Origin of the sequence: Enterococcus sp. DIV0756, assembly GCF_051710745.1 — a bacterium.
In the GTDB taxonomy this organism is placed as follows: domain Bacteria; phylum Bacillota; class Bacilli; order Lactobacillales; family Enterococcaceae; genus Enterococcus_A.
The window spans coordinates 76,104-89,725 of sequence record NZ_JBIOLF010000002.1; the positions used below are offsets into that span (position 1 = coordinate 76,104).

14 protein-coding genes are annotated in these 13,622 nt (G+C 40.6%); all 14 read right to left on the reverse strand.

The genetic code is table 11. The features are described 5' to 3' along the window. Positions 1-54: 54 nt before the first annotated feature. Complete coding sequence (gene yjeM, locus IGI44_RS16720; protein ID WP_438789077.1) at positions 55-1,542, reverse strand: glutamate/gamma-aminobutyrate family transporter YjeM; 1,488 nt, start codon at positions 1,540-1,542, stop codon at positions 55-57. Between the two features lie 654 nt (positions 1,543-2,196). Then, positions 2,197-3,798, reverse strand: coding sequence for an ABC transporter (locus IGI44_RS16725; protein ID WP_438789078.1), 1,602 nt, complete (start codon positions 3,796-3,798; stop codon positions 2,197-2,199). After that, positions 3,791-4,549 carry an ABC transporter ATP-binding protein gene (locus tag IGI44_RS16730; RefSeq protein ID WP_438789079.1) on the reverse strand — a complete coding sequence of 253 codons (759 nt, stop codon included), beginning with the start codon at positions 4,547-4,549 and terminating at the stop codon, positions 3,791-3,793. The genes IGI44_RS16725 and IGI44_RS16730 overlap by 8 nt, the downstream gene beginning before the upstream one ends. Before the next feature lie 158 nt (positions 4,550-4,707). Further along, a complete protein-coding gene (locus tag IGI44_RS16735; RefSeq protein WP_438789080.1) occupies positions 4,708-5,196 on the reverse strand; it encodes a prolyl-tRNA synthetase associated domain-containing protein in 489 nt (162 codons plus the stop codon). Positions 5,197-5,300: 104 nt separating this feature from the next. Further along, positions 5,301-5,783 (reverse strand): GyrI-like domain-containing protein, encoded by a 483-nt coding sequence (locus IGI44_RS16740; protein ID WP_438789081.1) that lies wholly within the window; start codon positions 5,781-5,783, stop codon positions 5,301-5,303. Between the two features lie 109 nt (positions 5,784-5,892). Further along, positions 5,893-6,102 carry a hypothetical protein gene (locus IGI44_RS16745; protein ID WP_438789082.1) on the reverse strand — a complete coding sequence of 70 codons (210 nt, stop codon included), beginning with the start codon at positions 6,100-6,102 and terminating at the stop codon, positions 5,893-5,895. Between the two features lie 146 nt (positions 6,103-6,248). Then, complete coding sequence (locus IGI44_RS16750; protein WP_438789083.1) at positions 6,249-7,067, reverse strand: hypothetical protein; 819 nt, start codon at positions 7,065-7,067, stop codon at positions 6,249-6,251. A 369-nt stretch (positions 7,068-7,436) separates the two neighbouring features. Further along, positions 7,437-7,823 (reverse strand): amino acid decarboxylase, encoded by a 387-nt coding sequence (locus IGI44_RS16755; RefSeq protein WP_438789084.1) that lies wholly within the window; start codon positions 7,821-7,823, stop codon positions 7,437-7,439. Continuing rightward, positions 7,816-8,385 carry a UbiX family flavin prenyltransferase gene (locus tag IGI44_RS16760; RefSeq protein ID WP_438789085.1) on the reverse strand — a complete coding sequence of 190 codons (570 nt, stop codon included), beginning with the start codon at positions 8,383-8,385 and terminating at the stop codon, positions 7,816-7,818. Before IGI44_RS16760 ends, IGI44_RS16755 begins: the two co-directional genes overlap by 8 nt. A 9-nt stretch (positions 8,386-8,394) precedes the next feature. Next, the gene (locus IGI44_RS16765; RefSeq protein WP_438789086.1) at positions 8,395-9,867 is read right to left on the reverse strand and encodes a UbiD family decarboxylase; all 1,473 of its coding nucleotides are present in this window, start codon (positions 9,865-9,867) and stop codon (positions 8,395-8,397) included. Between the two features lie 84 nt (positions 9,868-9,951). Beyond that, positions 9,952-10,833 carry a LysR family transcriptional regulator gene (locus IGI44_RS16770; protein ID WP_438789087.1) on the reverse strand — a complete coding sequence of 294 codons (882 nt, stop codon included), beginning with the start codon at positions 10,831-10,833 and terminating at the stop codon, positions 9,952-9,954. A 47-nt stretch (positions 10,834-10,880) separates the two neighbouring features. After that, the gene (locus IGI44_RS16775; RefSeq protein WP_438789088.1) at positions 10,881-11,462 is read right to left on the reverse strand and encodes an NUDIX hydrolase; all 582 of its coding nucleotides are present in this window, start codon (positions 11,460-11,462) and stop codon (positions 10,881-10,883) included. An 80-nt stretch (positions 11,463-11,542) separates the two neighbouring features. After that, positions 11,543-12,394: an AraC family transcriptional regulator gene (locus IGI44_RS16780; protein ID WP_438789089.1), complete on the reverse strand. Its 852-nt coding sequence runs from the start codon at positions 12,392-12,394 to the stop codon at positions 11,543-11,545. Positions 12,395-12,467: 73 nt separating this feature from the next. After that, on the reverse strand, positions 12,468-13,619 hold the full coding sequence (locus IGI44_RS16785) for a pyridoxal phosphate-dependent aminotransferase (protein ID WP_438789090.1): 1,152 nt from the start codon (positions 13,617-13,619) through the stop codon (positions 12,468-12,470). Positions 13,620-13,622 lie beyond the last annotated feature (3 nt).

Here is a 13,622-nt window from a genome sequence, read left to right on the forward strand (position 1 = left end):
TTGTTTTATGACAAAAAAAGCCTCGACATAAATTTGTCGAGACTTCAATAGAAATTATTTTGCGTTTGAACGACGTACATAGTTTTGGTAAAGAATAATCCCAACTACGGTAAATCCAACTGGACCAGCAATCATCCATAATGTATCGCGAGCGCCAGCACCTTCGATGATTGGTTGGAAGATCGTGAAGACATTCGCACCCAATACCAATAGGAAGACGACGACACTGATGATCATTGTCATACTCTTAGATTTGTACACTTCAAACGGACGATCCAACCCTTGTTTTTGTTTGAATTTAGGGAACGCATAGATCAAGAACAAGTATGGTAATGTCATTGAAACGTTCGCCATCAAAGTCAAAATATTGTAGAAAGCTGATGGATCTGGTGTAGCGAATGAAGCGATCAAGATAATCGCAACAACGATCGCACATTGTACCCACATAGCAAAGCTTGGCATACCATTTTCGTTCAATTCAGTAAATTTCTTAGGCCATAATTTCTTCGGTGTTCCCATGATCAACGTCTTCAATGGCGAATACGTCAATGTGAAGAACGCACCACTATAAGCCAAGAACATTCCTAAACCAGTATAACGAGCAAACCAGTTACCCATGCTGATGGCAGCGCCATGACCAAGACCCATAGCGTCACCTAAAACGTAACCTAAGTTGTTCATCATTACGTAAGAAATATTTCCTAAGTTTGTTGAATCACCTGATAACACGTCTTGCCAGTTCGTACTTACACCCCATAAGAAGATTCCCAATGCATAACCAACTGAAATGATCAATGCTGATAGAACAACACCTTTAGGGAAGGTTTTTTCAGGGTTTTTGGTTTTATCAACCATTCCCCCAACAGCTTCCAAACCACCATAAGCAAAAATTGCAAATACCGCGAAGCCTAAAAGACCGATTGGGCTTTGATAGCTAGGATTTGGTGAATGTAAAATGTGGTTAAATGGTTGTGCTAAGTGCCCTCCATTTAATACCAGAATAATACCAGAAATCACGATTAAAACAACGTTTAAGCTTGTTACCGCAATCCCACCTAAGCTAGTGATTTTTACGATTCCTTTGACCCCTTTGATCGAGACCAACGTTACGATGATCATCCAAACACACGCCAGTAATCCAACAACTTGAGTCGAATTCATACCAAACATATGTAATTTTTGCGTTTGGTCACTCCCGGCAAATGCTGTAGTAAAAGGAATCCAAACCTTAGATGAGGTAGAAACCATCCAGACAACGTAAGAAGCAAACCACATGAATGTACCGATAAATGCGAAACGTGGCCCTACGCTGACCTCCAGCCATTTGTACATCCCGCTGTTTTCGCCTTTGATCGTTGAACCGAACTCCGCCATCATCAATGCAAATGGAATAAAAAATAGAATTGCTGCGACAACGTAAAAGACGATCGACCCATAACCCATTAAGTAAAAGGCTACTGGCCCATTAGCAAACCCAAATACCGAGGTAAAGATCATCATGACTAACGCAACCAGTGTCATGCCTTTCTCTGATTTGGCCATTGAAACCACTCCTATTCAATTTTTCTAGGGCTTCTTATTACGATTGTGTTTCGATCTTATAATTAGTTATTAATTGAACAAGAACACTTTAAATGTAAGAAATCCCTAAATGTTACTTTACAATGAAAAAAGACAGAGCGCAAGAATGGTGAAAGTCATTGAATATTCTGAAAAATCGTACGATAACAATTACGAACGAAGTTATCCGACCAAATCACTTAAATGATAAAATAACAAGAATTTAACATTGCTAGCTAGATGATTTTAACTTGTTCTTTTATTATTTTCTTACACTATCAATTATTCTCGTTATATCAAACCCTGTTCGAATAACCCAAAATTAGAAAGCGCTACCTATTTATCTCAAAAATTTTATTTAAAATTAAAAAAATACAGTTAAAGGGTGGAAAAGTCAGCAGAAATTATTTATATAAATGAGCATTAATTTTGAATCGTATATCTTCATCCTATTTATATGATAATTAGATTGGAATTATTTTATTTTTTTACCATAAAATACACATCAATATTCATCTGAAAACTAAAATTATTCTAATCTTTCTGCTTCGTGGAATAAGTAATAATATTTTTATGTAAACTCAACCCTCAAAAAAGAACCTCGAATCTTCGAGGTTCTTTTTTGTCTAATAATCGTTAGTCACGTAATTTCTTCCAAAAATTACTTCGATTGATCCATATCCAAGCACCCGATAGGACTGCTAACCAAAGCATTACCCCACCATTCAATAGGATAGGATTAATGTTCATTATCACCGCAACCACATATAGCACAATCAAAATCGCTCCAACGAAAAGTGATCCAAACATCCATAGCATCAAGCCAAAGTTTCCCACGCCTCGTGTGAACAATTGGCTAATATTGGTCCATGTCACGTTCAAAAGACGATAGTCTCGGCTAAAAAAGTACAGTGACAATAAATAGCTTCCCCATAATATTCCAGCGATAAAAGGTAGCGAGAGATATAATGGAAATCGTAACACAATAGAAATCAGCACCCCTACCCCACCAGCGATCAGCATTTGAATTTTACAGCCGACCCAGAATTTTTTGCGAAGGTATTTTTCTAATGATAGTGGTAAAGATTGGATAAAAGTAAAATTTTCACGGTCTAAAGAAATCAGATTGCTGACAAACGATGTCTGATTCAACATAATCGTCGCAAAAACAAGTCCCGCAACAAAGAATACGCCCATAAACTTAGGTGTTAAACTTTGCAAGTTAAACGGACTAGTTGTTAAGATTGTTCCAAGCATAACGATTGGCATAATCAAAGATGAAGTTAAGACCTGCATAATAAAGTTAGGATTTTTCAACAATTGATGATTGTAGCTTGCCAATAGTTGTCTCAAGGACTGGTTGGATCTTCGTTTGCGCTTTATTGCCACTGTACGTGAACCTTCATCGCTGAACTGTTCATATAGACTTGGGATCACAAAGAATTTCAAGGCTAACAAGAGCACCCCTGTTAATGCCAGCAACATAAATAAAGTAATCATTCCATTTACCGAAAACAACTCATGCATGACTCGATAAAACGGCATAAAGACCGCAAATGCATGACGGTCTACCATTCCAGTATTGTTTGAATGGTCTACAGTATTTTGAGTAAAATTGATCGCCAGGACTCCGCCGACTGAAACGACCATCGAAAAGCCTAACATCAAACTTGTAAACAGTTTTTTATGTTGTCTGAACAATTTTGTTTTTGTCATCCTAAAAACAATTAGGCTACATAAACTAAACAATAGCGTAAAGAAAATAATGAACAACAAAATCGCTCCTAAGATAGCGATTATGATCGGATAGCCACTTTTATACGAAGTTAGAAAAAACAAAATCAATAATGGTAATAGGAAAGGTACGATCGTCATTCCCACCGCCAAAAACTTTGCGACAAAGACTTCACCTTGCTTGATCGGCAAGGATAAATAATCTTGTAAATCCTTGCTCTCAAAAAAAACGTTAAAAATCGCTGACAATGATTGGGAAAAACCAATTAAAGCAAACAACATCATATAATAAGTAAAAAAGCCCGGTAATTTAGAAAAGTCGATCATTACCATGGTTGCTCCGTAAATTGCTAGAAAAATCACACCAGACAACAGATATTGTTGAACAATACTGCGGATGACCTTTTTGCCTTTATGGCCCTTTTTACGAATTTGATTAGTAGAGGAAGGATTGACATACAGCATATTGACTGCAATCAAGCGCTTGATGATTTTACTATTCATGGGCAGGCTCCTCAATTTCAGCAATCAGATCACCGTCAGCCTGACGTCCCGCCATTTTAAGGTAAACACTTTCTAGTGATTCATTTGGATAATCCTGTAACAGATTGTCCACAGAGCCATTATAAATCAGCTCCCCCTTTTTCAAGATCGCTAATTCATCACATAATTGCTGCGCGGTATCTAATACATGGGTCGAAAAAATCACAGTATTCCCTTTTTCGGCATGTCGTTTGATCATTTCCTTTAAGTCAAAGGCCGCCTGTGGGTCTAACCCCTGCAGTGGTTCATCTAAAATCCAAATATCTGGATCAGGCAATAACGCTCCGATAATGATCGTTTTTTGCCGCATCCCGTGAGAGAAGCTTTCTAACGTTTCATCTTCATGCCCTACTAAATCAAACAGCTCGATCAACTCTTGCCGGCGTTGCTCCTGTCCCTGCAATTCGTATGCCGCAGAGAGCAAATCCCAGTATTCGTTCGCGGTCAGTTGTAAAAACATATCTGGTGAATCCGGTACATAAGCAATTTTTTTCTTGATCGCTAATCGATCCGCTTTTAAATTCTTCCCATCAAACAAGATCTCACCGCTCGTAGGCTCAATAATACTCACTAAACTTTTGATCGTTGTTGATTTTCCAGCTCCATTATGTCCTAAAAAGCCGAAAATCTCGCCGGCCTTAATCGTTAAACTTAAATTGTCTAACGCCTTTTTTTGATCATATATCTTTGTTACACCTTTTAATTCAATCACTGTTTATCGCCCCCTATTTATTCACTATACGAGAAAAGCGGCTTTATGACAATCAGCCTAAAGAAAAAACACTCGATTGAGTGTTTTAGATTTTGCTAGTATTCAGCAACTATAGTCAAGCTTATGTTAACGTCACAGCACTGTTAAATGTTTAGACTTTAGAACTCGACCACCGTTACTTGGTTTCCTTGTTCCTTAATAATCGTCACTAAATCTTCCGTTTTTACCCATACTGTTGCTGTATTATCATTCGGATGAACGCCAATAAGTCCTGGCTGTTCAAAGAAGTCCGCATCAATAAAAAAGTGTACTTTGTGATCTACATCATTAAATATCCCGAAAGGACTCACCGCGCCGGGAATTAAGCCCATCACTTCCATCAAATCGTTCTCCGATGAAAAAGACAAGCGGCGTGTGTCATGTTTCTTTTTGAACTCTTTTAGATCAACTCTTTTGTCACCCTTTACCGTGATTAGATAAAAATTTCTTTTTTTATCATCACGAACAAAAAGATTCTTCGCATCCGCTTCTGGATATGGCAAAGCTACCTCGGAAAGTTCATCCATGTTATAAACAGCCTTGTGTTCCGTCACTTCAAACCAAAAATCTTTTTTACGAAGATACTCCAAAACCTCATTTTTATTCATAATTTTCCTCCTACCCATCATTAATGAATAATTAAAGTATAGCACAATCAGGTAGAGAGAAAAATTGACTCTTTAATAGGATAACTCAATTATTGAAACCGCCGTTACGTCTGTTCAATTTTTACTGGTATCCAAAGCTCGGTGATCGAATCTTTTCGGTTCCAATGAAATCGTTGGTCATATTTTTCAAAATGCAGAAAATTCGTTTGCACTAAGGTCAGTCCAAGCTTTGGAATCAGTTCCTGATAAATCGCTTCATAGGTGATATAGATTTGGTTCATCGCACCCTGATGCGTCACAACTAAATACCTGCCGGCAGAAATATCCTTCGAAATAAAATTCGTTGGGATCAGCTTTAGACGCGGAATCGCACAATAATAGTAAAGCTGTCCCTCCCGTCGCTCCATAAAAGCAAATTTGGTCCAATTTCCATTTGACTGGCTCAAACCATTGCTTTTGAGCTGAGCATTAAAACGCGGCCAAAATGACAGGCAGCGTTCAAGATTTTTACTTTTTTGATTCGTCAACGCCTGCTCTAAGCCAATAACGGAAAAAGCGGGCAATTCTTTCAATTCATAGTTCAGCATATCCGATTGTCCTTTGCTCGTTTTCAATTAGTTTAACTGAAATAACTTGCCAATGGAATCGGGAAATTTCAAGCGTAATTTGACCGAAGGAACACAGACTGAGTAAAAATTAGCTAGCCTGTTTCCAATTGTTATCGGTTTTTGAACGACAATTTTCTCGTTGCTGCATTTTAATCGCCGTCGCTAAAATTTGTTTTTTTCGTTGGTTTTCCAACTCATTGAGCCGCGTCCAATAGTGCGCTTGCGCTTGAGCCTTTTGTTGTTTACGAACAACCATTAAAACAGCAGCAAGAATGATTAATAGAATAAGGATCATCATATTCAACACCTCCTATGCCCTTATTCTATGGCTATTCTTCAAAAACAATTAGGACATATGTCACATTTTGAAATTTTTTAGCTAATAGTTAGTGCTGCAAAAAAACGGCTGAGTTTCTTTCAGCCGTTTATCCTTGTTGAACTCGTTTATTCGATTTTAATACTTTCAGCAATTTCTTTACCATGTTGTTTAGTATTGAAATCTGAAATTTTCATTTCCGATTCATAACCCTTTAGCGAATAGTATAGAACAGTACCATCCCCCACGTTGAAGGTATAATCGCAATAGATCCCCCGATCCTTGTCATCATCCTCTGCCAGAAAATAGTCATATGTGTAAGTAAATCCTGCAGCCTGCTCCTCGCCATTATCCTTCTTTAAGACGGTGTATTTACTAGCATCCTCTTCGATAGTCATCTCGATCGCTTTTTTCTCCATGTTTAACGGCGCGTATTGATCAAAATCACTCGTTGGATATTTTTCTTGTATTCTTTTTAGATTGTCCTCATCTATTAATGTGTATGAAAACCATGAAGAACGCGTATTTTCATTTAAGCAAAAAACATAATTATAGGGCATTCCTGCATAGCGACTCTTTTCATCTTCCTCCATCCAATCCTTCACATTCGGGTGTCCCTGGGTGTAATAGACCTCCGCCACCGTCTCCCCCGAATCATTGACCTCGGAAAAAAGTGTATTATACGTCAAACAACTATAGGTTTCTGGAACTTCAACAAATAAGTAAGGGGTATAGTCCCCGTTCTCTTTAGGTAGTTCACCGTTCTCGTCTGCCCCCAGAGAAAGCGGCATCGCTACCTTTTTCTTTGCCTTTTCAGAACTGGCTGTTTTTTTCTCGACTTTTGTTTCTGTAGAGGATTCTTGTGCTTTATTATCCTCAGAATCCCCACTACTACAACCGCCAACGAACAAACAAATACCCAACAACACCAAAACAATCCTTTTCATTTCTTCACCCTCCGATCAATTTAATTGTGAATTTAATCATAATACAATACTTTTTTCAATTCAACATGATTAAAATAAAGGTTTTTTATTCATGGTTTTGCCTTTCTTCCCTATAGATCGTCTTTAGTGCTGCTTTTATATACTTTTAAATAACTATTTACTAGGAAAAATTCTGATAAGAAAAAAATTGTATCAACAGGCGTTAGTTGTTTTTGAGTCGGTAATCCACTCTGCATAAGCAAGTAACGATATCGGCTTAAAAGCAGCTGGTTTGCATTTTTTATGTACATCCTGAGACGAATGGATAGTTGGCCCCTGGAATGCTTAGCCATATTAAAAACTGCCTAACAAACAGCTAGGCAGCTTGGATTAATTATATTGTGGTTTTTTTGCTAACCGGTGTTCTTCGATCCAAAGAACCAGCTCCTCTGCAAGCTCTTCTGTCATCGAAAATGATGCCGCAATCTGATCCTGCGAGATATGATCTACATGGACACCTGCCGTAATAACGCAATTCCCCGGAATTTTTGACTGAATCGCCTTTAGTAAAAGCGAAGCTAGGACATCATCCTTATGGAATCGACCGTCATGACTGGGAAAACGCCGCGTTTGCGTGTCGTCGTTAGAAAAGGTAGTCACGGTCCCGATATGGGGTGTATCCCCGCCGTAAAGATTTAGCAATAGATCATTTCCGAGCCATTCTGCCATCAGAGTAATTTCGTACCCAGATTTTTTTCTGATAAAGGTTTTACCCATGATCTTTCCACCGCCCAGAGACATGGTTCTCTATACCTAAAGCGTCCATCAGCTTCATTGACTGATGAGCCACGAGATCATCGATTGTTTTTGGCTGATTGTAAAATGCCGGAATTGGCGGAATGATTTGAACCCCTAATCGTGCTAATTTTGTTAGGTTTTCTAAATGGATCGCATTCAAGGGCGTTTCTCGCGGAACTACGATTAATTTTCTTTGCTCCTTCAAAGTGACATCGGCGGCGCGCGAGATCAAGCTTTCACCAAAGCCCATTGAGATACCGGCGACAGTTTTCATACTGGCGGGTACGATCACCATGCCATCAGTCAAAAAGGACCCGCTGGCGACTGCTGCACCTAGATCACGATTACTGTAATGATAATCCAGCATGTCCTCAACTTCTTTTAGACTTAGATCTGATTCCAGCTTTAAGTTCTGTTTCGCCCAATCGCTGATGATGCCGTGTGTTTCAATCATCGGATTCTCTTTCAAACGTTTGATTAGATCAATGGCGTAGATGATCCCTGATGCGCCGGTTATTCCAATGACGATTCTCTTTTTCATCTGTCTCACCTACTCTAAATATTTTTTCCAATCTGCTACTTCTTTAAATTCTGCTCGAATAAAGTCTTCCTTCAAATCAAATGGTACCGTCCCATCTAAGATCGTTTTACTGCTCATACCGCGGAACCGAATGGATGCAGGGTTATACTCTGGTCGTTCTGAAGGATCCAATGGATGATTGCGCATCCCTGGCAGCACAATGATGTCCTTGTCGCCTTGAAAACGGGTATTCAAGGTCCACATCACATCGTTCATATCGAAAATATCAACATCATCATCCACTAAAATCACGGTTTTCAACTCTTTAAAGGCAGATAATGCCAAAATCGCCGCCTGACGTTGGATACCTTCATCGGCTTCGGTTTCTTTGTGGATCTGTAGGATCGACATCAGCTTGCCGCCGCCTGCTGGAGGATTGTAGACATTTGTTACCTTGCCGGGAATCGCTTTGTCCACCAAATCCAAAATACTCGCTTCCGTGGGAATCCCCGCCATCGAGACATGCTCCTCTGAAGGACCGATTGTTGTCTGCATGATTGGACGATCCTTACGATGTGTGATGGCTTTGACTTTCACCACATTCACCGCTGGATTGGCATCCCCATTGTAGCCGGGAAATTCCGGCATGGCCTTGCCCGTATTGGTATTAATATCTTCCTGAATTGTTTCGTGAGGCAGGATTTCTGCTTCAATAATAAATTCCGATCGAGCAATTCCCACTTCATCCACCGCTATTCCATCAACAAGCTGCACAGGCTCTTGCCGCAGGGCTCCGGCGATCCATAGTTCATTGTAGCCAAGCGGTGTAGTTGGCGGCTCAAAGGTGGTTCCGATGGAAATCGCTGGGTCTAAACCAATATTGATCGTGATCGGCATCGGTTTGTTCAAAGCTTCGTATTGTTTTTGAAAATGACCGATGTGCCGTCCACCAGGCATAATGTACATTCCGATCGTTTCTTCATCCTCTAAAACCATTCGATGAATCGTTACATCACTCATGGTTTTTTTGGGGTCTGAACCAAAAACCACGCCCATTGTAATATAAGGACCAGCATCATATTCAGTATTGGTCGGAGCAGCCAAGATTTTTCGGATATCAAAACCTTCATCCGTTGCTAGATGGACGACTTCTTGAGCAGGCGCTTCAGCTTTTGTGACTTTGATTGGCTTCACTGGATGTTGTACCGAATCTTTTAATAAGCGTCCTAACTGCTTCGGATCATGATGCAGGATTTTCCCTACGCGATCACGACTGGCGATAACACCAATCAATACGCGGGTATCTGGAAAGCCCTTGACGTTGTTAAACATCATTGCGGGTCCTTCTTGTGTTGGCCGCTTGACTGTGCCCCCTGCACCGATATAACGATAAACACCAGAAAGCTCCGCATGGGGATCTACCTCCATATTGGTTTCATGATATTCTCCCGAAATTTCTTGTAGCTCAGCTAAAACTTTGCGTAAATCATAAGGTGTCGACATAAAAAAAGCCTCCTTGAATCGTTCTTTTGATAAGCTAAGTCTAGGCCCATCAAAAGAACAATACAATTCGGTTTCCAAGTATTTCTATTCCATATCGGAATGATTTATTTGTAAAAATCGCCAAAACTTCTTTGGCGCTGGGGCATCGGCTTCATCCGATAAATAATAATTCAAAAAGCTTTCCTTCGTTGGTTCGATCTCACGTACAATTAATTGCTCTGGTAAGGAGCTGCCTAATGATTTTTCCATAATTAACGAAATGCCTAAGCCTTCTTCGATCATACGTAAAATCAAATCAATTCGCGTTCCTTGGTAAGTGATCTTCGGCTCAAAGCCAGCCTCACGGCAAAGCTCCTTTACTGAATAATAAGGCTTTGCGATTTGTCCAAGGATTAAAAAATTCTCTTTAGCCAGCGCCTCAAGTGGGATTTTTCGACTTTTAGCTAACAGATGCTTTTGCGGCAAGACAGCCACGAAACGGTCTCTTTCAGTCGTGAGATAATGCCTATCGTTAGGCTTCGTCAACGAACGGAAAAAATAAAGACTGTTCTTTTCGATTGCAACTTCACCTAACGCCATCGCTTCCGATTCCTTCAAGTTCAGATGAATCTCAGGATGCTGCTTCAAAAATGCAGTCAATAGATCAAAGCCCAGATAATTCGGCATTGTCGGGATCGTATGGACCGTCAACACCCGCTCTTTTTTCTCCTGATATTCTGTCAATGTATCCTTTAATACCTGATAATCTCTGACGATCCGTCTAATATCCGGCAGCAGCTGCTTTGCTTCTTCGGTTAGCTGGATTTGACGATTTCTGCGATCAATTAATGGAACATTCAGCTCCTTTTCTAGCGCATTGATCTTCTTCGAGACGTTTCCCTGTGTCATGTAATTGCGTTCCGCCGTTTCGGTGTAATTCAGGGTTTCAGTCAAATCTAAAAAGAGCTGTAATTTCTGCTGATCCATTTCCTCACCTCTATTCCACTCAGGAATAGTATAAAGCAAAAACCAGCCTAAAGCGAACGCTTTTCATTCTTAAGCAGGCGCGCTTTTTCGATCATTTTAAAGTAATAAACTTTCATTTCTTCTTCCGTGACTGCCGTATCGATCTCCGCGGTATTGATCCACTTAACATCGCTATTCTCATCTTCCTTCACTTTTAACGACTGATTTTCTGGCGCCATAAATAAATAGGTCGTATTAATGTGGAAATGGTCTTTGATAAATACACCATTTTTATAGTGACCATAAACAGGCAAAATATCAAAGGCAAACAAGCCTTCATGAATTAATCGATAATCTTTGACTCCCGTCTCCTCTTCCAATTCTTTTTGCGCGACCTTCAAGAGATCGTCGCAGCCATCTGCATGTCCACCGCTCCAAGAATAAGACTGATAAATATTGTGATAGACCATCAGTACTTTGTCATAACTCGGATTGACTACCCAGGCTGATGAAGAAAAATGATAGTCCGGATTTTCCCGCGTCAGCAGGTTATCTTGAAATTGCAGTTCATCTAAAAACAACTTTTTATCGGCTGCCTCTTGTTCTGTAAATGGTTCATATTCTTTGATTTGCGCAATAATTTCTTTCATTCCAGACTTCCTTTCGTACTTAGCCTGATTATAACAAGTAAAAGCCTGTGACTTCAATTAGTCACAGGCTCATCTTTCTACTATTTCGGTCGAACCGGCAGCCAAACTTGAAATTGCGCATTTTCTGGATTGGCATCCAAATACAGCTCAATATCTGACAGCTCAGCATATTCAAAACCCGATGTTGGCAGCCACTCGGTAAACACCTGCTGCTGCAATTCTTGAATTGCGCCTGGCATCGGTCCTGTTCCTGAGAACACGGCCCATTTTGCAGCTGGTATTTCATAATGGACAAATCCCTCCGCAGTCTCTTCACTAACTACTCCAATCACGTATTCCCAACTATCTTGAATCTCTGAGGTCATCATACTGACTCCCATCACGCCAGGATTGTTCTGATCCATCAACGGAAGTAATTTTTGCAGATCTCCGCTGGCACTTACCTCATTCCAAAATTGCGGAATCCGTGTTTGCGCTACTTCCATATCCTGCTCAAGTTTCAAGCTAAGTCCGGTCACATGAAACGCTTCTTTGTCGATCAACTGATATTCCATTGCCTGCACACCCTTTACGGTCAATTTGAAGGTCAACATTGGGTAACTAGTCAATTTTGCTCCGGATTGTTTTGCCTCCTTTGGTGTAATCCCATGAACGTTTTTGAACACACGATTGAAGGATGTAGGAGAATCATAGCCGTATTTCGCAGCAACATCGATGACTTTTTCACCGCGTTGCAGATCCACCCCCGCCAGACTCATCCTTCTGCGGCGAATGTATTCACCTAGCGTGACGCCAGCAATATACGAAAACATCCGCTGATAATGATAACTGGAGCATTGAGCCAATTGAGCCGCTTTGTCCAAATTGATCTCTCCTGCTAAATTCTCCTCTACATAAGCAATGCTACTATTAAAATGATCTAACCACTCCATCCATCTTCCTCCTGCTTTTACTATACTGTGACCCGTAAAGGAATACCTCTCAGAATTTGCCGGCTTTTGCGAGCTAAAAGCTTAATTTCGCTAGTCGGTCAAACGCTTCAGCTAGAAGCTCCGTGGGCTGAGTCGCGGCTAACCGAATATAAGCATCTCCCACGGTTGCCCCAAAGGCTTTTCCTGGAACAAACAGTACCCCGCTTTGTTCTAAGACCTGTTCCACGAATGTCACTGAGTCGAGTCCGCTTTTACTGATATTAATAAAAGCATACATGCTGCCGGCAACTGGACGCAAGGATAAATAAGGAATTTCAGCAACTCTTTTTTCAATGTAAGCCAAACGCTCTTTAAACACCTCAACGGTTGGCGGTACGAGTTCATCATAATGCTTCAACGCATAGATCGCGCCACGCTGTGAAGCTGTAGGTGCGGAATACGTAATACTTTCATTGATCATTCCCGCAATTTGGTTGATGTAGTTCGGAGCGATCAGATAGCCTAACCGCCAGCCCGTCATCGCAAAGCCCTTCGATACACCGCTGATGGTGATGGTGTTTTCTGGAGCCAGACGAGCCATGGGTAAGAATTTTTCTTTAAAAGCAAAATCCTCGTAGATTTCATCTGAAATAATAAAGAGCTCGTTTTCAATCGCGACTTCTGCAATTTGCTTCAATGTTTTCTCAGAGAAAACCGCTCCCGTTGGATTATTTGGCGAATTAATGATGATTGCTTTGGTTCGCTCCGTAATCGCCGCTTTTAAGTCCGCCACCGCTAGTTGAAATCTATTTTCTTCATAGGTCGGTACAAACACTGGTGTTCCGCCCGATAGTACGACCTGTTCGCGATAAGGCGAGAAATACGGCTCGTGAATGATCACTTCATCACCGGGATCAAGCAGCACCTGCATCACTAGATACATGGCATGCAATGCCCCAACTGTAGCCCGAACCTGATTGGTTTGAAAGCTCAAACCATATTTCTTTTGATAAAAATCAACAACGGTTGTCAAAAATTCTTTGCTGCCGTCCGGTGCGGTATAATTCGTCGCACCCTTTTTCACGTCGGTATATGCCGCTTCAATGATCGCCGGATCCGTAATCAAATCCGGATCACCGATCGACAGATCAATAATATCTTCTTTCTCCTTGGCTAAAACAGCGATCTTCATCAGCAAATTCTCTGCCGGCTGCTGGAAGCGTCGCGCGATTTTACTTTTATCCATCCT